Raw genomic sequence first — 20,420 nt, forward strand, 5'->3', positions numbered from 1 at the left:
TGGAGACCAACAATGAAACCAATTCTACCTGATTACAACAGCGCTGGTGTGCTCATCATCGGTGATGTCATGCTAGATCGTTACTGGTATGGCCCAACCGGGCGCATTTCTCCTGAAGCGCCGGTTCCTGTTGTAAAAGTAGAAAACAATGAAGAGCGTCCTGGTGGTGCTGCGAACGTTGCGATGAACATCGCATCATTAGGTGGCCATGCTCACATTGTTGGTCTAACTGGGGAAGATGAGCCTGCAAAAGTGCTGACGGAGACGCTGAGCTCGCTCAATGTGAAGTGCGATTTCGTTGCGCTGCCTGATTACCCAACGATTACGAAGCTTCGTGTAATGAGCCGTGGACAACAACTGATCCGCCTCGACTTCGAAGACAAATTTGAAAACACAGATTCTGCACCTGTGCTATCGCGTATGGATGCCGCACTGCCAAACGTTAAAGCCGTGATTATGTCTGACTACGCAAAAGGTTCGTTAGAGCATGTTCAGGCATACATTCAAAAAGCGCGCGCAGCAAATATTCCGGTTTTCATTGACCCGAAAGGTGCGGATTTTGAACGCTACCGTGGCGCAACACTTCTTACGCCAAACATGAAAGAGTTCGAAGACGTTGTAGGTAAAGTGAAATCTGACCAAGAGCTAGTAGAGAAAGCGCTGGCTTTGGTTGAAGAGTTTGAATTTGAAGCGCTTTTAGTGACACGCAGCGAAAACGGAATGACCTTGATTCGTCGTGGTCAGGAACCGTTCCACCTTCCAACTCAAGCGAAAGAAGTGTACGACGTGACAGGTGCGGGCGACACGGTTATCTCTGTATTGGCAGCGTCTGTTGCCGCAGGCAAATCATTTGAAGAAGCGTGTGCACTAGCAAACGCAGCGGCAGGTGTTGTAGTTGGTAAACTAGGCACGTCAACGCTTTCTGAGATTGAATTAGCAGAAGCGGTACATGGCAGCCAAGACACGGATTACGGTGTGATTTCAGAAAAAGCACTGATCGAAGCGGTGAAAAAAGCACGAGCTCGTGGCGAGAAAGTCGTTATGACAAATGGCTGCTTTGATATTCTACACGCTGGCCATGTGTCTTACTTAAACCATGCTGCTGAACTGGGCGATCGCCTAATCGTTGCGGTAAATACCGATGAGTCAGTAAAACGCCTTAAAGGCCCTGGTCGTCCGGTAAACCCAACCGATCGCCGCATGGCGGTGTTGGCAGGTTTGGGCGCTGTGGATTGGGTTGTACCATTTAGTGAAGATACGCCGCAGCGTTTGATCTCAGAAGTTCTACCAAGCTTGCTAGTAAAAGGCGGTGACTACAAACCAGAAGAGATTGCTGGTGGTAAAGAAGTCATTGCGGCGGGTGGTGAAGTTCGTGTATTGAACTTTGAAGATGGCTGCTCGACCAGTGAAATCATTAATGCAATCAAAGGCGGTAAGGGCTAAGGCTGCTGTTTGTTAGCATTGAAATGCTATTTGCTCATAAAGGTCGCTAAGTGCGGCCTTTTTGATACTTGTAGTTCAGAGGCACTTTTAAGCTCTGAACTACAAGTAATAAAAAACGCCAGCTGATAACTCAACTGGCGTTTTTTATTTATTAAGACCTGAAGTATTCAGTTCGCGGTTATTTTGCCGCTTTCAAACCTGCATCAACGTCCAAGATGTCTTGTTCGCTTAGCGTACCAACTGCTTGGCGTAGCTGAAGAACACTTAAAATGTAGTCGTAACGAGCGTTCGATAGGTTTTTGTTCGCATCGTATAGACGACGAGTCGCGTCCAGTACATCAACGATAGTACGAGTACCTACATCAAAGCCAGCTTCTGTTGCTTCTAGTGCAGAGCGTGCAGAAATAACCGCTTGCTCATACGCACGTAATGCGCCGATAGAGGCGTTAATGTTGTTGTTTTGTGCGCGAACATCTTTGACTACGCTACGGTACTGTGCTTCAAGATCTTCGCTTGCTGCCACGTACGCGTATTCAGCTTGTTTGGTTTGAGAGGTTACGTTACCACCTGTGTATAGCGGTACAGCAAGGTTCACACCAATATTGAAGTTGTCTGTCGTGTTGTCACGAGAGCTATGAGAAGTATCACCGTAGTTGTAACCACCGTCTAGAGAGAGCGTTGGTAGGTGGCCAGAGCTTGCTAGTGAAATATTGTCACGCGCAATGTCTTGAAGAATACGTGATGATAGCAAGGTCAGGTTTTTGGTTTTTGCTTCATCAATGAGCGATTCAGCTGGTACGGTCGATGGGCTAGCAGTGAAGCGGCCAGTGTCCAAAATGTTGAGATCTTTGTGCTCTTGGCCTGTAATTTCACGCAGTGACTCGTAGCTATTAGTTAGCGCGTTTTCTGCCAACACTTCGTCCGCTAGCACTTGGTCGTACTGAGCTTGTGCGTCATGCACGTCAGTGATTGCAGACAAACCTACTTCAAAACGCTGTTTAGTTTGCTCAAGTTGACGGCCAACCGCGGCTTTTTCTGCACGTACGAAAACAAGATTATCTTGTGCGCGTAGAACTTCAAAATACGCTTGTGACACGCGAAGAATCAGTGCCTGTTGCGTCGCTGCGTAAGTTGCGTCTGCTTGGCGAGCACTTTTCTCAGCAGTATCTAGAGAGATCCAAGATGCGCGGTTGTAAAGTGCTTGTGAAAAGCTAACGCCCGCGGTTAGCGCGTTGCCATCGTTTGATACGTCACTAATTAGATTTGAATCGTATTCAGTATCACCACGAGTTAAATTGTAACCCGCAGTAAGGTTGATCTGTGGTAATAGAGCACTACGGCTTGAGGTGATTGCTTCGAAAGCTTGGTCACGTTGTGCTGCTACACTGAGCAATTGTGGATCATTTTGTTTTGCCAAGTCGTAGATTTCAGCCAAAGAGTCTGCGAACGCAGACGTACTCATGCTACCTAGCGCTGCACTGATAAATAGTGGAAGCAATTTTTTCATTTTCTATTCCCGCGGTCCATAGATTGGTTAATTCTCAGTAGTTTAACTCAATTTGCACGATATTTACTCTAAAGTTTGCACTTTTTTACACGTAATTATCCGCTTGTGCAATAAATTTTTAGCGAAGACTTAAATTAATTTGTAACTATTATACAAAAAGTTGAGCCAAGTCCTTTGAGCAAGCGAATAACAATGAGTAAACTACAGGATTCACTCAGAGAGGTGTTGAATGCAACAGCGTGACAAACAACAACAAGATTTTACTTCGCGAGATGTAAAAGTCATCTCGAAAGAAACCTTATTTGAAGGTTTTTTCAAAATGGTGAAATACCGCTTTCAGCATAGGCTATTTGCTGGTGGTTGGAGTGGAGTTGTCGAACGAGAAATGTTCGAGCGTGGTCACGCAGCAGCGATGCTTCCTTATGATCCAAAGACGGACCAGGTCGTAATCATTGAACAGATTCGTATTGGCGCGTTGGAACATGAACACCCTTGGCAGCTAGAAATTGTCGCCGGTATGATTGACCGCGATGAATCAGCTGAAGCCGTAATTCGTCGAGAGGCTGTCGAAGAAGCGGGGATTCAGGTGGGGCGCGTTATACCTGTCACTTCTTATTATCCTTCGGCTGGTGGTTGCTCGGAAAAGCTAGACGTCTTTGTTGGTGAAGTGGATGCGTCTAAAGCGCACGGCATTCATGGTTTAGACTATGAGAATGAAGATATCCGAGTTCATGTCATGAGTCGTGAAACGGCGTATCAATGGGTGAAGGACGGGAAATTTGAAAATGGTGCGTCGATTATTGCGTTGCAATGGCTGCAATTACACCATCAAGAGTTAAAGTCAGAATGGGGACAATCCCAAACGGTGGAGAGTGAGTAATGGCACAATTGGCTGAAAAACAACAATATCATGTTGATTTAGCTGGTCTTATGAGAACCTATGAGACCAACTACGCTAAATTGAATGCCTTATTGCCTGCTTCTGCTGAAGTTGGGGATGTACGTTGCTACCAAGCGGCGAACATGGTTTACCAATTGACCGTGAATGAAATCACAAAATACACCACAGTTGTTGAGATATGTCAGAGTGATGAAACGCCAGTGTTTCCTTTACCGACGATGTCTGTCAGGCTTTATCATGATGCGAGAGTAGCCGAAGTATGCTCAAGCGGAGAGTTCTCTCGCATAAAAGCTAAGTATGATTATCCCAATGACCAACTGATGCAGAAAGATGAAAAGCATCAATTAAACACATTCCTCGGTGAATGGCTGACGTTTTGTTTACGAAGTGGTATCAGTAGAACACCACTTGCCTTCAATTGATCGTCACGTCACTAAAGGAAAATAACAAATAACGATATAGTGGACGAATCAGGTTTTCATTTTGCAATCATCTAGTGACAGCATCAAACTTTTACAAATTACGGATACTCATCTGTTTGCTGCCGATGAGGGAAGTTTGCTAAGCGTAAAAACAGTCGATAGCTTCAATGCTGTTGTTGCTGATGTTTTACGCCGCAACGTGGCGTTTGATTACATCTTGGCGACGGGGGATATTTCCCAAGACCATAGTGCAGAATCTTATCAGCGCTTTGCCAACGGCATTGAACCGCTAGAGAAAGACTGTTTTTGGCTACCTGGTAATCATGATTACAAGCCTAATATGGGCAGTGTTTTGCCTTCGCCACAAATCAAAGCCGCAGAGCATGTATTGCTTGGCGAGCATTGGCAGTTAATTCTTTTAGACTCGCAAGTGGTTGGCGTTCCTCATGGGCGCTTGAGTGATCAGCAATTAACGCTACTCGAAGAAAAGCTAGCCGAACACCCAGAAAGACACACACTTGTTTTGTTGCATCATCACCCGTTACTGGTGGGAAGCGCGTGGCTTGATCAACATACTTTAAAAGATGCCGAAGCGTTTTGGCAGGTTGTCGAGCGTTTTGATAACGTGAAAGGCATTCTCTGTGGCCATGTTCATCAAGATATGAATGTGCTTCACAAGGGTATTCGAGTGATGGCAACACCCTCAACTTGTGTTCAGTTTAAGCCTAACTCGGATGATTTTGCCCTTGATACCACTTCGCCTGGTTGGCGGGAGCTGCAACTACACGCTTGTGGCGATATTACGACCCAAGTAGGTCGGCTTCCTGATGGCCAGTTCCAACCAGACTTCTCTTCTAACGGCTACTAACGCGCCCGAGCTCTCTGTTCGGGCTCGCTTTTTTGTGCGAGATATCTATGAGTAAACCTTCACTTCTTCTCTATATCCATGGCTTTAATAGCTCTCCACTCTCCATGAAAGCGAATGTGATGAGAGCCTACTGCGAGCAACATAGGCCTGATATTAAGGTGATTGTTCCCCAGTTACCTTGTTATCCTCAGCAAGCGGCGAAAATGTTGTCGGATATTATCGAGCAATATAAAGACGACTATAAAATTGGTCTAGTGGGCAGCTCATTAGGCGGTTTTATGTCAACGTGGCTAAATGACAAGTTTGGGTTTAAAGCGGTAGTGGTCAACCCCGCAGTCAAGCCTTATGAGTTGCTAGTAGATTATTTGGGTAAGCAAACTAACCCATATACGCATGAAACCTATACACTTGAAGCTTGTCATATTGACGAGTTAAAAGCTCTTGATGTACAAAGCATCGCGTCGCCACATTCTTTTTGGTTATTGCAACAAACAGAAGATGAGGTTTTAGACTATCGACAAGCGGTAGATAAGTTTGCAGACGCTAAGCAAACAGTAGAACAAGGCGGTGATCACAGTTTTGTAGGCTTTGAGCGTTATCCTGCACAGATTATCGAATTTCTAGAACTGTAATTCGAAAGCGATTGGAAAAGGCTCATAGTTTTTATTGATATATCCAACCGTTTCTTGACATGGGCGGTATGCTTTCCGACTATGTTTTGCCAAAAGATCTTAAGGGTCGAGGACCCTGGCTACTTTGTTATGCATCATGTTTACAAACTCTTAGTGATGTGAACAGGGTGGCTTTTTCGTTTCCTGAGTATGGGTACGCCCATTGGTGATACTCAGGCAACAAGTAAACTTTGAGAATAATTCCGTATTATGACTGAACAATATAATGCTGGTGCCATTGAAGTACTGAATGGCTTAGAGCCAGTACGTCGCCGACCAGGGATGTATACGGATACAGCGCGCCCAAACCATTTGGGCCAAGAAGTTATCGACAACAGTGTCGATGAAGCGCTAGCCGGACATGCCTCAAAAGTACAAGTCATCCTACATGCTGACCAATCACTCGAAGTGATCGATGATGGTCGAGGCATGCCTGTTGATATCCACCCAGAAGAGAAAGTATCAGGCGTAGAGCTAATTCTATGTAAGCTACATGCGGGTGGTAAGTTCTCTAACAAAAACTACCAATTCTCTGGTGGTTTGCACGGGGTAGGTATATCTGTAGTAAACGCGTTGTCAAAACGCGTTGAAGTAACAGTTCGTCGTGATGGTCAAGTGTATGAAATTGCATTTGAACACGGCGAGAAAGTGTCTGATCTGACCGTAACTGGCACATGTGGTCGTCGCAATCGCGGTACCAGCGTGCATTTCTGGCCTGATGCGAAGTACTTCGATTCGGCTAACTTCTCTGTGACGCGCCTAGTCAACAACCTCCGCGCAAAAGCGGTTTTGTGCCCGGGCTTAGAAATCACATTAACCGACAAAGTTAATGGCAAAGACTATAAGTGGTACTACGAAGACGGTCTTAAAGACTATCTTGCGGAAGGTGTAAAAGGCTATCCAGTTATTCCTGAAGAACCATTTACTGGTGAGTTCTTGGCGGATACTGAAGCGGCAAACTGGGCGGTAATTTGGCAGCCAGAAGGCGGTGAGATGATCACCGAAAGCTACGTTAACCTGATCCCAACCGCTCAAGGTGGTACGCACGTTAATGGTTTACGCCAAGGCTTGTTGGAAGCGATGCGCGAATTCTGTGAGTTCCGTAATCTATTACCTCGTGGTGTGAAGCTAACGGGTGATGACGTTTTCGACCGCTGTTCTTACGTGCTGTCGGTTAAAATTCAAGATCCACAATTTGCAGGCCAGACCAAGGAACGTCTCTCTTCTCGTCAAACCGCGGCATTTGTCTCTGGCGTTGTAAAAGATGCGTTCAGTCTTTGGTTGAACGAAAAGCCTCAGCTCGCAGAGCAATTGGCAGAAGTCTGTATCGCTAACGCGCACCGTCGTATGAGAGCGGCGAAAAAAGTCGTACGTAAGAAAGTAGCGTCCGGCCCGGCACTGCCAGGTAAGTTGACCGACTGTTCTGCACAGGACTTAAGTCGCACGGAAATCTTCTTTGTGGAGGGTGACTCTGCGGGTGGCTCGGCAAAACAGGCACGTGACCGTGAATTCCAAGCTGTGATGCCACTGCGTGGTAAGATCTTGAACACGTGGGAAGTCTCTGCCGATCAAGTTCTTGCGTCTCAAGAAGTACACGATATCTCTGTTGCTTTGGGTATTGACCCAGATAGCGACAACCTCGAGAGTCTTCGTTACGGTAAGATCTGTATCCTTGCCGATGCGGACTCGGATGGTCTTCACATCGCAACGCTGCTTTGTGCTCTATTTACTCGTCACTTCCGCGCACTAGTGGAAGCGGGTCATATCTATGTGGCGATGCCGCCTCTGTATCGAATCGACTGCGGGAAAGAAGTGTTCTACGCCCTCGATGACGATGAAAAAGATGGCATTTTAGAGCGCTTGTCGAAGAAGAAAGCCAAAATCAACGTGCAACGATTCAAAGGTCTGGGTGAGATGAACCCACTTCAGTTGCGTGAAACCACCATGGATCCGAACACGCGTCGCTTAGTGCAGTTAACCATTGACGACTCTACGGCGACCATGGAAATGATGGACATGCTGCTAGGTAAAAAGCGTGCAGATGACCGTCGTTCTTGGCTACAAAACAACGGCGACTTGGCAGAGGTGTAACGGATGTCTACAGAAATTACCTACGATGGCGTCGAACAATTGCCAATGCGCAAGTTCACTGAAGACGCTTATCTGAACTACTCGATGTACGTAATCATGGACCGCGCCTTGCCATACATTGGTGATGGCTTAAAGCCGGTTCAACGACGCATCATTTATGCGATGTCAGAGCTTGGTCTCTCTGCATCAGCAAAATACAAAAAATCTGCACGTACCGTTGGTGACGTGCTAGGTAAATACCATCCGCACGGTGATTCAGCGTGTTACGAAGCGATGGTATTGATGGCTCAGCCATTCTCTTACCGCTATCCATTAGTGGATGGTCAAGGTAACTGGGGTGCGCCAGATGATCCGAAATCATTTGCGGCAATGCGTTATACCGAAGCAAAACTGTCTAAGTTTGCTGAAGTATTGCTTGGCGAACTTGGCCAGGGCACGGTTGAATGGCAACCTAACTTTGATGGCACAATGAAAGAGCCACAAATGTTGCCAGCACGTCTGCCTCACATCCTGCTTAACGGTGTAACCGGCATTGCCGTTGGTATGGCAACAGACATCCCACCGCACAACGTTCGTGAAATCGCAGATGCGACTATTCATTTGATCGACAACCCGAAAGCAGAACTGCCGGACGTGATGCAGTATGTCAAAGGTCCAGATTACCCAACAGAAGCAGAAATTATCTCGCCGCAAGCGGATATCGAGAAGATTTACCGCAACGGTCGTGGCAGCATCAAAATGCGCGCGGTTTGGCATAAAGAAGGTTCTGATATTGTTATCACTTCTTTGCCTCACCAAGTATCGGGTGCCAAACTGCTTGAGCAAATCGCTAACCAGATGCGTGCGAAGAAGCTGCCAATGGTTGACGATCTTCGTGACGAATCGGATCACGAGAACCCTACGCGTATTGTTGTCGTGCCTAAGTCAAACCGCGTCGATTGTGACTTGTTGATGAACCATTTGTTCGCATCAACGGATCTTGAGCGCAGTTACCGCGTTAACTTGAACATGATTGGTTTGGATAACCGTCCTCAAGTTAAAGGTCTGGTGCAAATTCTGTCTGAGTGGATCGAGTTTCGTCGTACGACTGTGCGTCGTCGTTTACAACACCGCCTAGACAAAGTCATGGCTCGTCTACACATCTTGGAAGGTTTGTTGGTTGCTTACCTCAACCTAGATGAAGTGATTGAGATCATCCGTACTGAAGACGATCCAAAAGCGGTGCTGATGGAACGCTTTGGTATTACCGATATCCAAGCGGATGCAATTTTAGATACCAAACTTCGTCATCTAGCAAAACTAGAAGAGATGAAGATCCGTGGTGAGCAAGACGAGCTAGAGAAAGAGCGTGAGAAGCTAGAACAGCTACTCGGTTCTGAGCGTCGTCTGAACACACTACTGAAAAAAGAAATCAAAGCAGATGCAGAGAAATACGGTGATGACCGTCGTTCTCCAATGGTTGAGCGTGCAGAAGCAAAAGCGCTGACTGAACGTGACCTCGTACCAAGTGAGCCAATCACGGTTGTGCTTTCTGAGAAAGGTTGGATTCGTCACGCGAAAGGCCATGACGTGGATGCCGAAGGCTTAAACTATAAGTCGGGTGATAAGTATTTAGCGCATGCTCGAGGTAAGAGTAATCAGCCTGCGGTATTCCTAGGTAGTGACGGTCGAAGTTACTCTCTGGAATCGCACTCACTGCCTTCTGCTCGTAGTCAAGGTGAGCCGATTACCGGTCGCTTGAATATTACGGCTGGTAGCAGTATTCGCCAAGTCATCATGAGTGAAGAAGATCAGCTGTGGCTGGTGGGTTCAGATGCAGGTTACGGCTTTGTATGTAAAGGTGCGGACTTGCTGTCTAAAAACCGCAGTGGTAAAGCGCTCGTCACTTTACCTGCCAACTCTGAGATCATGACGCCAAAAGAGATTGAAGATTTAGACTCTGATGAAATCTTAGCAATCACTAACCAAGGTCGCATGCTGCTGTTCCCAATCAAAGACTTGCCACAACTGGCGAAAGGTAAAGGGAATAAGATCATCAACATTCCTGCTGCTAAAGCAAAAGAGCGAGAAGAAGTACTATCTCACTTAATGTCTTTACCAAAAGGTGCATCGTTAACGCTGTACGCGGGTAAGCGAAAGTTGGGTCTTAAACCGTCTGATCTTGATAACTTCCGTGGCGAACGTGGTCGCCGAGGTGGGTTATTACCGAGAGGTTTGCAGCGAGTCACTCGCATTGAAGTTGAGCTAGATGATTCCGATACGACGGAAACACCGAGCGATAGCGAGTAACGCACAAATAAAAATCCCAGCCAATGGCTGGGATTTTTTATGCTTCTTGCTTGTCTTCGGCAATGGTGACTTTCAAGGTCATCTCTTTTCCTTTGCGAATGATACCGACGTCCACGGTGGTGCCAGGACGTAAATCGGTGACGATATCCATAACGCTCTGACGCCCTTGCACTTTATTGCCATCAATGCTGATAATGATGTCCTGCTTTTGGAAGCCTGCCGCATTGGCTGGACCATTTGGATCAATACCAAGTACGACAATACCACCTATGTGTTCATTTCCAAGTAGGCGAGCAGTGACCGCATTAATGTCTTGGCCGTCGATTCCAATATAACCACGAATCACGCGGCCATCAGCGATGATTTTCTGCATGATCTTACTGGCTAGCGGCGCAGGGATCGCAAAAGAAATACCGTAAGTTTCTAAGTCTGTCGCTTGCTGAAAAGAGGCGGTGTTAATGCCGACGAGCTCGCCTTGTGTGTTCACTAGGGCTCCACCAGAGTTACCTTCATTGATGGCGGCATCGGTTTGAATGAATGCTTGACGACCGTCGCTAATAGATGAACGACCTGTGGCAGAAATAATGCCGAACGTTGTGGTTTGTCCAAGGTTGTATGGGTTACCGATGGCTAGTACTACGTCGCCCACTTGTGGTTTGTAATTAGAGTTCAGAGGGATTACGGGCAAATTCGAACCTTCGACACGCAGCACGGCTATATCAGTACGTTTGTCTGTCCCTACGAGCTGAGCCGCTGCGGCTCTGCCGTCTTGTAATGCCACAACAATTTGATCAGCTTGAGCAACCACATGATAGTTAGTAATGATGTAGCCTTTCTCACTAACAATGACACCTGACCCCAGGCCTTGAGTCGAGAGTTTACTGCGATCATTCTCAACATACTTACGACTGTAGATGTTTACCACTGCAGGCGCTGCTCTTCGGACCGCTTGATTAAACGTCAACTCGACTGATGCGATATTAACAGGTTGAGGATCAAGCGCGGCAGGAATTACGTTGTTGCGCAAAGATGGAATCGCCAGTAATACCACTGCGGCAGTAGCCAAGCCTAAAAAGACAGAACGTAATAAAAAGCTGAGCATATCCTCTCCATGCGTGAGCGCCAAAATGGCATCGAAGATGAAGAATAGCATTACATTGAAAAATAACAAAAGGGCAGCACGTCATCGCGCTGCCCTTTTCATTAGTTATTGAGCGATAAGGAAAAGTGATCGAGCCTTATCACTCAGCATTATGCATCGAAAACCTTATTTTCTATCACTTTGAAAGTGGTTAACGAATGACAAGATAAATAGTACGTTCACCACGTTGAATATTAAGAGCCAGTACACCTTTGTGTTTCTCTACGATTGTACGAAGCTCGGCAAGGTTTTTCACTCGTTGACGGTTCACACCGATAATAATGTCACCTTGTTGTAATTGATATTGAGCAGCCGGAGAGTTATCTGCAACGCTCGATACTTTAACACCTTGGATTACATCACTTGGTGTTGTATTGCTTAATTCCGCACCTTTGAGTCCCTCATGTAATGTCTCCGCTTTAGCTTTCATATTCGTAGATTCGCCAAGCGTTACATCAAAGGTTTTATTCTTACCATCTCGAACCACACCTAATGTGATTTCTTTACCTGCGCCCAGTGTTGCCACTTTTGCGCGGAGCTCTGAGAAAGTATTAATCGCTTTGCCGTTCACCGATACAATTACGTCACCGGCTTTTAACCCTGCTTTATCGGCTGCGCTGTCCGGTACGACTTGACCAATAAAGGCCCCTTTACTCGACTCGTAACCCAATGCATCAGCTAGCTCAGAGGTTACTTCGCCACCTTGCACACCCAACATGCCGCGTTTGACTTCACCAAACTCTAGAATTTGATCAGTGAGGTTTTTCATCATGTTTGATGGAATCGCAAAGCCAATACCCACATTACCGCCGTTAGGGCCTAAAATCGCAGTATTAATACCGATCAGCTCACCATTAAGGTTGACCAATGCACCACCAGAGTTACCGCTGTTAATTGCGGCATCGGTTTGGATGAAGTTTTCGAAGTTTTCAACGTTTAAGCCACTACGACCAAGGGCTGAAACAATACCCGAAGTCACAGTTTGACCGAGTCCAAATGGGTTACCAATCGCAACCGTAAAGTCACCGACACGCAGTTTGTCGGAATCCGCGACTTTAATCTGCGTTAAGTTTTTCGCTTTCTCTAATTTAAGTAACGCAACATCGGCCATTTCATCACCGCCAACGAGCGTAGCGTCATACTCGCGCCCGTCAAAGAGGCGAACTCGAATCTCATCTGCCCCCTTGATCACATGGTAGTTAGTGACAATATGGCCTTTCTTCGCATCAATAATGACACCAGACCCTAAACCTCTGAACGGGCGCTCTCGCCTTTGTTCCATAGGAAAGTCTGGGCCAAAGAAAAATTGAAATTGCTCGGGAATGCGACTGGTTTGTACTTGTTTACCTTCTACAGCAATACTCACAACAGCTGGGGTCACCTTCTCAAGCATTGGTGCCAAGCTAGGTAACTGTTGGCCATCCACATTCAAAGGTAATGCGGCAGTGGCTTGAACTGGGGCAATAATCGACCCCAAACTCAGAGATAGAACGGTGAGCGCAAGCAGTGGTTTTTTCATCCAATAACTCCTCTTGAAACATGTCTGCCAAAAAGAAATATCCGAACGGTTAGTTCACTTTGTTAATAACTAATATAGGGTCTAGTTCGGACAATCAAAAGGGGAGGCAGTGCACATCCAAGTTAGAGCGAAGGTGAGGTGAAAAAGTTCAAAAAAGGGCCGATACAAATGTATCGGCCCTAGATAGAAGTAAGAGAGGATTATGATGCTTTTGCGGTTACCGCTTCGGGAGCATTAATGATTTCTTTCTCTTGATCCTTCAAAAGACCGGTGGCGCCATTAGCGTAGTCTTTTGGTTGTTCGTTAAACTCTGGTTGATCTTCTGCAATGGTTTCAGACGACATTGCCGTTTTCTTATCAAACGGGTTGTCTTGTTCTGGTAAGTTTGGCAAAAGCTCAGAAGAGGTCTTGGCCATATGTTGGTATAGCTTGGTGTAATCTTTACCTAGGGTGTCCAACATTTCTGCGGTTTGTGCAAAATGATCGACGAGCTCTTGACGTTGTTGCTCTAATTCAAACTTGGCCGCTTCAAGTTCTTTCTGCACAGACTTTTGTTTCTTGTATTCAGGGGTGGTTAGTCTACTAATGACTACGCCTACGATTGTACCGACCAGCAAACCCACAATGGCATAAATCCAAGGCATAACTGCTCCTTATAGTTGTTTTAACAAGTCTTTTACTACTTAGTTACACGCGGTGCTCGTCCATGTTACTATGGCTTGAACAGCCGATAAAGAAAAATAGCAGTATGTCTTCGGGGACTGATAACTACTTCTCTCTATTCTCAAAGTTGACCCCGAGGTAACCCTTTTCTCTATACCTCTATACGACTTAATACGATGACACCACTACAACAATATCAAAAAGACATAGCAGAACACGGATTTCAGCGTGATGAAGCTCAGTATCAAGCGGTCGTTGCATTAGACAAGCTTTACCATGCTATCGTTGAATTTCAGTCAGCGCCTGTGCCTCAGCTTTCCAAATGGCAAAAGCTAATGGGGAAAAAAATCGACAAGCCTGAACCACCAAAAGGCCTTTACTTTTGGGGTGGGGTAGGTCGCGGTAAAACCTACCTTATGGACGCATTTTTTGATGCTTTACCGACCCAAAGAAAAATGCGCGTCCACTTCCATCGATTTATGTATCGAGTACATGATGAGTTGAAGCTGTTAGGTGATGTCGAAAATCCTCTATCAAAAGTGGCGGATAAATTTAAAGAAGAAGCAGATGTGGTTTGTTTTGATGAATTTTTTGTTTCCGACATTACTGATGCGATGCTCCTTGCAACGCTACTTCAAGAAATGTTCAAGCGGCAGATGATCCTAGTCGCGACTTCAAACATTGAGCCGCAGAACTTATATCGTAACGGTTTGCAAAGAGCGCGCTTTTTGCCCGCGATCGATATGATTTTGGCACGTTGTGAAGTGTTGAATGTCGATAGTGGCGTTGATTATCGCTTAAGAACGTTAGAACAGGCTGAAATATACCATTACCCGCTTGATGAGCAGGCTAGCATAAACCTTAACAAATATTATCAGCAGCTGACTGGAGAGCGTCAGTTTGTTGCTCATCAAATCGAAGTTAACCACCGTCAACTAGCGGTGATTGAAGCAAGCGACGGGGTGCTGCATGCGTCGTTTGCTCAGTTGTGTCAAACTGCTCGCAGTCAAAATGACTACATTGAATTGTCTCGTATTTACCACACGGTATTACTGGCAGATGTTCAACAAATGAACCGAAAAATAGATGATGCGGCGAGACGCTTTATCGCGCTGGTCGATGAGTTTTACGAGCGCAATGTTAAGTTGATTATTTCTGCTGAAGTGCCAATGGCCGATTTATATACTGACGGGCAGTTAGAGTTCGAATTTAAGCGCTGTTTGTCTCGGCTTACTGAGATGCAAAGTCATGAGTATCTCGCGCGTGAACATTTGGCCTAGATCCAATGGGTTCTTAAAAAGTGAAGAAAAAATTAGTGATTTGGCGCAAAAAAAGGTGATTTTTTCTTCGCTCTTCTCTATAATCCTGCGACCCACCGTTACTGCAGACCTGATTATCGAAGTTATTTCGAAATTGAAGGTCGAGAGTACCAACGACTCGAAGGGGTGATGACTGGGCTCTTAGACAGTGTGGGAGCACTATTGGGTGTTCCTTTAAAGTTTAAAATTTAATTAACGGGTTATTGTTAGCATGAAAACTTTCGTTGCTAAACCAGAAACTGTAAAACGCGACTGGTACGTTGTAGACGCTGAAGGTAAAACTCTTGGCCGTCTAGCAAGTGAAATTGCATCTCGCCTACGTGGCAAACATAAAGCTGAATACACTCCTCACGTTGACACTGGTGATTACATCATCGTTATCAACGCTGAGAAAGTTGCTGTAACTGGTAACAAAGCTAAGAACAAAGTGTACTACCGTCACTCTGAATTCCCAGGTGGTCTAAAATCTATCACTTTTGAAAAGTTGATCGATCGTAAACCTGAGATGGCTCTTGAGCTTGCAGTTAAAGGCATGCTTCCACGTGGTCCTCTAGGCCGTGCTATGTACCGTAAGCTAAAAGTTTACGCGGGCGCTGAGCACAACCATGTTGCTCAACAACCACAAGTACTAGACATCTAATTGGGGATTTCGAAAATGGCAGAGAATCAATACTACGGCACTGGCCGTCGCAAAAGCTCAGCTGCACGTGTTTTCATTAAACCAGGCAGCGGTAACATTGTAGTAAACAAGCGTAACCTTGACGAATACTTCGGTCGTCCAACAGCACGTATGGTTGTACAACAACCTCTAGAGCTAGTTGAACTAACTGAAAAGCTAGACCTTTACGTAACAGTTAAAGGCGGCGGTATTTCTGGTCAAGCTGGTGCTATCCGTCACGGTATCACTCGCGCGCTTATGGAATACGATGAGTCTCTACGTCCTGCTCTACGCGCAGCTGGCTACGTTACTCGTGACGCTCGTTGCGTTGAACGTAAGAAAGTTGGTCTACGTAAAGCACGTCGTCGTCCACAGTTCTCTAAGCGTTAATTTCCTCTTATCGGGAATTATGCTTTCAGAGTTACTCTGGAAACTGTGTACCAAAAGCTCGGCTCTATGCCGGGCTTTTTTGTATTTAAAGCAACGAACAGCCTTCACTTATCATCACACTCCGAGCAGGCCTTCTTATTCGTCCTCTTCGTCGAAAGGTTGCCAGTGCCGTTTTATATCTGTGCCTTATTTAATCGCGACTCACCACGCTTTCTCTTGCGATGCAGCATAGATGTATTCATCAGCAAGAATGTCTTTGTATCTTATTCTTCCTGTAACATGTTTTAAAATGACTTACGCTCCTTTTTGAGCATTCTGCGTGCTACAAAATTGAAAATATAAACACAGTAAGCTGAACGCGTAATACGAAATATTTCTCTGTGTAATTAACTGAAAACTACCAAGATAAAAGGTTTTATCTGCTTTCAGCGGGGCTTCTATGTGGTGCTTTCTTGTTACAAATCACATCAATTTTTTATAATTCTGCCGCTTTTGTGACGACGCGAGCGATTTGCCTCACAAATGTTACAAAAAGGTAGCTTTATCTTGTCAAAAAGTAGGGTTTTCTTTATCATTTCCCTCCAATAAATAGAACTAAATTCATTATTTGTTAGCCATGCTCTTATAAGCGGAATAATAACGATCCAAAGGGAGCAAATGGGAGAATGTTTGGATGAGCAACGCGCCTTTAAATAACGGTCGCAGGCGTTTTCTAACCGCTACAACGGCAGTTGTTGGTGGGTTAGGGGCAGTCGCCGTCGCCGTGCCTTTTATCAAATCATGGAATCCGAGTGCTAAAGCCAAAGCGGCGGGCGCACCGGTGGAAGTGGATATAAGTAAAATTGAACCAGGTCAGCTGGTTCGTGTTGAGTGGCAGGGAAAACCTGTATGGATTGTTCGCCGCACTCAAAGCGTTCTGGATAACTTAAAATCGATCGGTGATAAGCTTCGCGATCCACAATCTGAAATGGAGCAGCAGCCTGAGTACGCTCAGAATGAGTTTCGTTCGATTAAGGAAGAGTTTTTCGTCGCAGTTGGTTTCTGTACCCACTTAGGTTGTTCACCAACCTATCTACCTGACTCTTTCTCAGAGCAGGTGCAGGGCGTAAGATCTGGCTTCTTCTGTCCTTGTCATGGTTCTAAGTTCGACATGGCTGGTCGAGTGTTCCAAGGAGTACCTGCTCCGTTGAACCTTGTCGTTCCTAAGCACATGTATTTGAGCGATACCAAGCTCATTGTGGGTGTTGATGAGGGAGATGCATAATGCAAGCAATGTTAGATTGGGTTGAAAAGCGTATTCCTGCAATGAATGCTTATAAAAAGCATTTGTCTGAATACCCAATGCCTAAGAACTTCAACTTTTGGTACCTTTTCGGTTCTCTGGCGATGCTGGTTCTTGTTAACCAAATCCTAACGGGTATTTGGCTAACGATGAACTATGTTCCTTCAGGTGACGGTGCATTTGCGTCTATCGAATACATTATGCGTGATGTAGAGTACGGTTGGCTTCTGCGTTACATGCATTCCACTGGCGCGTCAGCGTTTTTCGTTGTTGTGTATCTTCACATGTTCCGTGGTTTGATCTACGGTTCATACCAAAAACCTCGTGAACTATTGTGGATCTTCGGTATGTTGATCTTTCTTGTTCTCATGGCTGAAGCGTTCATGGGTTACCTACTTCCATGGGGTCAGATGTCATACTGGGGTGCACAGGTAATCATTTCCCTGTTTGGTGCTATTCCTGTTATCGGTGATGACCTAACGCTTTGGATTCGTGGTGACTACATCATCTCTGGTGCAACGCTAAACCGTTTCTTCGCACTACACGTTATTGCCCTGCCTATTGTTTTGCTTCTTCTTGTTGTTCTGCACGTATTGGCGCTGCACGAAGTAGGCTCAAACAACCCGGATGGTATCGAAACTAAGCTGCCAAAAGGCTCAATGGGCGACGATTACAAAACGCAATTCAAGTTCCACGATTACTATACGAAGAAATATGACATCATTGATTCGATTCCTTTCCATCCGTACGGCACGGTTAAGGACTTGGTCGGTGTCGCTGGTTTCTTGTTCTTCTTCTGTTACGTGCTGTTCTTTAACCCAGAAATGGGTGGGTACTTCCTTGAGCCGCCTAACTTTGAAGCTGCAAACCCACTGAAGACACCAGAGCATATTGCTCCGGTATGGTACTTCACGCCGTTCTACGCAATCTTACGTGCGGTTCCAGACAAACTATTAGGTGTTATCCTAATGGGCGCGTCAATTGCAGTGCTGTTTGTTCTACCTTGGTTGGATCGTTGTAAAGTTCGTTCATACCGTTACCGTAGCAAACTTCATCTATTGAATATTGTACAGTTCACTATCGCCTTTATCGCTCTGGGTATTTTAGGTGCGTTACCTGCGACACCAACGTACACACTACTATCTCAGATCTTTAGCTTGTGTTACTTCATGTTCTTTGTGTTGCTGTTCTTCTACAGCAAAAATGAAGCAACCAAACCATTACCAGAGAGGGTGACATTCAAATGAAGAAGTGGATTGTAATTCTATTTGCTATGTTGCCATCACTAGCGATGGCAGCTGGGGCCAATGTTCCGCTGGATAAAGCGAATGTTGACCTTACGGATAAAGCTTCGCTACAAAACGGCGCGAAGTTGTTCATGAACTACTGTTTTGCTTGTCACTCTACGCAATACCAGCGTTACGAGCGTGTAGCAACAGACTTGGAAATTCCAACAGACTTAATGAAAGAAAACCTGATTTTCAATCCTGAAGCGAAAATCGGTGATCTAATGGTCAATGCTATGCCACCGAAGCAAGCGGCAAACTGGTTTGGTGCTCCACCACCAGATCTTACGTTGGTTGCACGAGTTCGTGGTGCTGATTGGTTATACACTTACTTACGCTCTTTCTATGTTGATCCATCTCGTCCATTCGGCGTGAACAACATCGTCTTCCCGAGTGTTGGTATGCCGCATGTACTTGAAGAGCTACAGGGCATCCCGACGCCGATTTACGATACGAAAATCGTAGATGGCGAAGAAGTACAAGTTGTTGTTGGTACTGAAACCGATGGCACGGGTGAGCTGAGTGAAGGCGAATATGACAAAGCGGTTGGCGATCTCGTTAACTTCTTAGTTTATTCAGGTGACCCAGTGCAGCTTGAGCGTCATGCTTTAGGCTGGTGGGTAATGGGCTTCTTAGTGCTTCTAACCATCGTTGTTGTGATGCTCAAGAAAGAGTATTGGCGCGATGTGCATTAATTGTGCTAAAATACCGTGCTAATTCCCAATTTTAATTGATGTACAATGGAGGCTTAGCCTCCATTGTTTTTATTTGTAAGTGTACTGGAGGGCTCCATGGCTGTAGCTGCCAATAAACGTTCTGTGATGACTCTTTTCTCAAGTGCATCAGATTTGTATAGCCATCAGGTTCGCATTGTACTAGCTGAAAAAGGCGTAAGTGTTGAAGTTGAGCTTGTTGACGAAGCAAACCTTCCTGCTGAGCTTGTTGAGCTAAACCCATATAAATCAGTGCCAACTCTTGTTGACCGTGAGCTAGCTCTTTACGATTCAAAAATCATCATGGAGTACTTGGACGAGCGTTTCCCTCATCCACCTCTAATGCCGGTTTACCCTGTTGCTCGTGGCAACAGCCGCTTGATGATGTACCGTATCGAACGCAACTGGTATTCACTCGCTGAAAAAGTGATGAAAGGTAATGCGGAAGAATCAGAAAAAGCACGCACAAAGCTGCGTAATGATCTTCTGACGTTAGCGCCAATTTTTGCTGAATATGAGTACTTCATGAGCGAAGAATTCAGCTTGATCGATTGTTACCTAGCTCCACTATTGTGGCGTTTGCCTCAACTTGGTATCGATCTTGTTGGCCCTGGTTCAAAAGAAATCAAGGTATACATGAACCGCGTATTTGAACGTGATTCGTTCCTTGCTTCTTTGACTGAAGCTGAACGTGAAATGCGCCTAGTTCGCTAAGCGATTTAAAACACGTTATGGATATTGCAAAAATGACTGCTCGCCGCCCGTATATGCTTCGCGCATTTTACGACTGGTTAGTAGACAATGACTTGACTCCTCACTTGGTTGTGGATGCAACAATGGCAGGGGTGCGTGTCCCGGTTGAATTTATTCAAGATGGTCAAATTATTTTGAATATTGCGCCACGTGCAGTGGGTAATCTTGAGTTAGGTAATGATGCGATTACCTTCCATGCTCGCTTTAGCGGTCGTCCGCACTCAGTGATCGTGCCTGTGTATGCTGTTCAAGCTATTTATGCACGTGAGAATGGTGCTGGTACTATGTTTGAACCAGAAGAAGCGTACACTCACATCGAAGAAGAAGCGATGACCGAGGAAGAATCATCCCCATCGTTCACAACGGTTAGTGATGAGCCTTCTGAGTTAGTTTCTGATTCAGATGCCGAAGAGGACGATGCTCCTCGACCAAAAGGCAAACCAAGCTTAAGAGTGATTAAATAATAAAAAAGCAGCGTAACGCTGCTTTTTTCTTTTTAACTTG

19 protein-coding genes are annotated in these 20,420 nt (G+C 45.6%); 15 read left to right on the plus strand and 4 right to left on the minus strand.

Annotated elements, in window-relative coordinates; translation table 11 throughout:
- The first annotated feature begins 12 nt into the window (after positions 1-12).
- Positions 13-1,443, plus strand: coding sequence for a bifunctional D-glycero-beta-D-manno-heptose-7-phosphate kinase/D-glycero-beta-D-manno-heptose 1-phosphate adenylyltransferase HldE (gene hldE / locus R7P35_RS13340; RefSeq protein WP_017633601.1), 1,431 nt, complete (start codon positions 13-15; stop codon positions 1,441-1,443).
- Positions 1,444-1,621: 178 nt separating this feature from the next.
- Here hldE and tolC read toward each other — a convergent pair whose 3' ends face one another.
- Positions 1,622-2,950, minus strand: coding sequence for an outer membrane channel protein TolC (gene tolC, locus R7P35_RS13345; protein ID WP_005379884.1), 1,329 nt, complete (start codon positions 2,948-2,950; stop codon positions 1,622-1,624).
- A gap of 229 nt (positions 2,951-3,179) precedes the next feature.
- Here tolC and nudF point away from each other — a divergent pair, with 229 nt between their 5' ends.
- The 6 genes from nudF to parC all read left to right on the plus strand — a co-directional run bounded on the left by nudF (position 3,180) and on the right by parC (position 10,192).
- Positions 3,180-3,830, plus strand: coding sequence for an ADP-ribose diphosphatase (gene nudF / locus R7P35_RS13350; RefSeq protein WP_025768397.1), 651 nt, complete (start codon positions 3,180-3,182; stop codon positions 3,828-3,830).
- Positions 3,830-4,273 (plus strand): DUF1249 family protein, encoded by a 444-nt coding sequence (locus R7P35_RS13355; protein WP_017633603.1) that lies wholly within the window; start codon positions 3,830-3,832, stop codon positions 4,271-4,273. The genes nudF and R7P35_RS13355 overlap by 1 nt, the downstream gene beginning before the upstream one ends.
- 61 nt (positions 4,274-4,334) lie before the next feature.
- Complete coding sequence (cpdA, locus tag R7P35_RS13360) at positions 4,335-5,141, plus strand: 3',5'-cyclic-AMP phosphodiesterase (RefSeq protein ID WP_005387419.1); 807 nt, start codon at positions 4,335-4,337, stop codon at positions 5,139-5,141.
- Positions 5,142-5,188: 47 nt separating this feature from the next.
- Positions 5,189-5,773: an esterase YqiA gene (gene yqiA / locus R7P35_RS13365; RefSeq protein WP_104975846.1), complete on the plus strand. Its 585-nt coding sequence runs from the start codon at positions 5,189-5,191 to the stop codon at positions 5,771-5,773.
- A 249-nt stretch (positions 5,774-6,022) separates the two neighbouring features.
- Positions 6,023-7,903 carry a DNA topoisomerase IV subunit B gene (gene parE / locus R7P35_RS13370; RefSeq protein ID WP_005387417.1) on the plus strand — a complete coding sequence of 627 codons (1,881 nt, stop codon included), beginning with the start codon at positions 6,023-6,025 and terminating at the stop codon, positions 7,901-7,903.
- 3 nt (positions 7,904-7,906) lie between these two features.
- Complete coding sequence (gene parC / locus R7P35_RS13375) at positions 7,907-10,192, plus strand: DNA topoisomerase IV subunit A (RefSeq protein ID WP_017633605.1); 2,286 nt, start codon at positions 7,907-7,909, stop codon at positions 10,190-10,192.
- 37 nt (positions 10,193-10,229) lie between these two features.
- On the opposite strand, the gene degS is transcribed toward parC, so the two are convergent.
- The 3 genes from degS to zapG form a co-directional block, all read right to left on the minus strand.
- Positions 10,230-11,294 carry an outer membrane-stress sensor serine endopeptidase DegS gene (gene degS, locus R7P35_RS13380; protein ID WP_318092192.1) on the minus strand — a complete coding sequence of 355 codons (1,065 nt, stop codon included), beginning with the start codon at positions 11,292-11,294 and terminating at the stop codon, positions 10,230-10,232.
- A 190-nt stretch (positions 11,295-11,484) separates the two neighbouring features.
- Entirely contained in the window at positions 11,485-12,852 is a 1,368-nt protein-coding gene (locus R7P35_RS13385) for a Do family serine endopeptidase (RefSeq protein WP_025768400.1), read from the minus strand.
- A 200-nt stretch (positions 12,853-13,052) separates the two neighbouring features.
- Complete coding sequence (gene zapG, locus R7P35_RS13390; protein WP_005379861.1) at positions 13,053-13,496, minus strand: Z-ring associated protein ZapG; 444 nt, start codon at positions 13,494-13,496, stop codon at positions 13,053-13,055.
- 195 nt (positions 13,497-13,691) lie between these two features.
- Between zapG and zapE the strand changes: the two genes are divergently transcribed.
- The 8 genes from zapE to sspB all read left to right on the plus strand — a co-directional run bounded on the left by zapE (position 13,692) and on the right by sspB (position 20,380).
- On the plus strand, positions 13,692-14,795 hold the full coding sequence (gene zapE, locus R7P35_RS13395; protein WP_104975847.1) for a cell division protein ZapE: 1,104 nt from the start codon (positions 13,692-13,694) through the stop codon (positions 14,793-14,795).
- Between the two features lie 250 nt (positions 14,796-15,045).
- Positions 15,046-15,474 carry a 50S ribosomal protein L13 gene (gene rplM, locus R7P35_RS13400; RefSeq protein ID WP_005372872.1) on the plus strand — a complete coding sequence of 143 codons (429 nt, stop codon included), beginning with the start codon at positions 15,046-15,048 and terminating at the stop codon, positions 15,472-15,474.
- Between the two features lie 15 nt (positions 15,475-15,489).
- The gene (rpsI, locus tag R7P35_RS13405; protein WP_005372876.1) at positions 15,490-15,882 is read left to right on the plus strand and encodes a 30S ribosomal protein S9; all 393 of its coding nucleotides are present in this window, start codon (positions 15,490-15,492) and stop codon (positions 15,880-15,882) included.
- A 673-nt stretch (positions 15,883-16,555) separates the two neighbouring features.
- On the plus strand, positions 16,556-17,146 hold the full coding sequence (petA, locus tag R7P35_RS13410) for a ubiquinol-cytochrome c reductase iron-sulfur subunit (protein WP_005372877.1): 591 nt from the start codon (positions 16,556-16,558) through the stop codon (positions 17,144-17,146).
- Positions 17,146-18,411, plus strand: a complete 1,266-nt coding sequence (locus R7P35_RS13415) for a cytochrome b (RefSeq protein WP_005372880.1) — start codon at positions 17,146-17,148, stop codon at positions 18,409-18,411. Before petA ends, R7P35_RS13415 begins: the two co-directional genes overlap by 1 nt.
- Entirely contained in the window at positions 18,408-19,145 is a 738-nt protein-coding gene (locus R7P35_RS13420; RefSeq protein WP_005372881.1) for a cytochrome c1, read from the plus strand. The genes R7P35_RS13415 and R7P35_RS13420 overlap by 4 nt, the downstream gene beginning before the upstream one ends.
- A 96-nt stretch (positions 19,146-19,241) precedes the next feature.
- On the plus strand, positions 19,242-19,877 hold the full coding sequence (sspA, locus tag R7P35_RS13425; protein WP_005372897.1) for a stringent starvation protein SspA: 636 nt from the start codon (positions 19,242-19,244) through the stop codon (positions 19,875-19,877).
- Positions 19,878-19,894: 17 nt separating this feature from the next.
- Entirely contained in the window at positions 19,895-20,380 is a 486-nt protein-coding gene (sspB, locus tag R7P35_RS13430; protein ID WP_318092194.1) for a ClpXP protease specificity-enhancing factor, read from the plus strand.
- Positions 20,381-20,420 lie beyond the last annotated feature (40 nt).

The sequence above is a fragment of the Vibrio sp. Vb0304 genome (genome assembly GCF_033338995.1).
Classification (GTDB): Bacteria; Pseudomonadota; Gammaproteobacteria; order Enterobacterales; family Vibrionaceae; genus Vibrio; species Vibrio alginolyticus.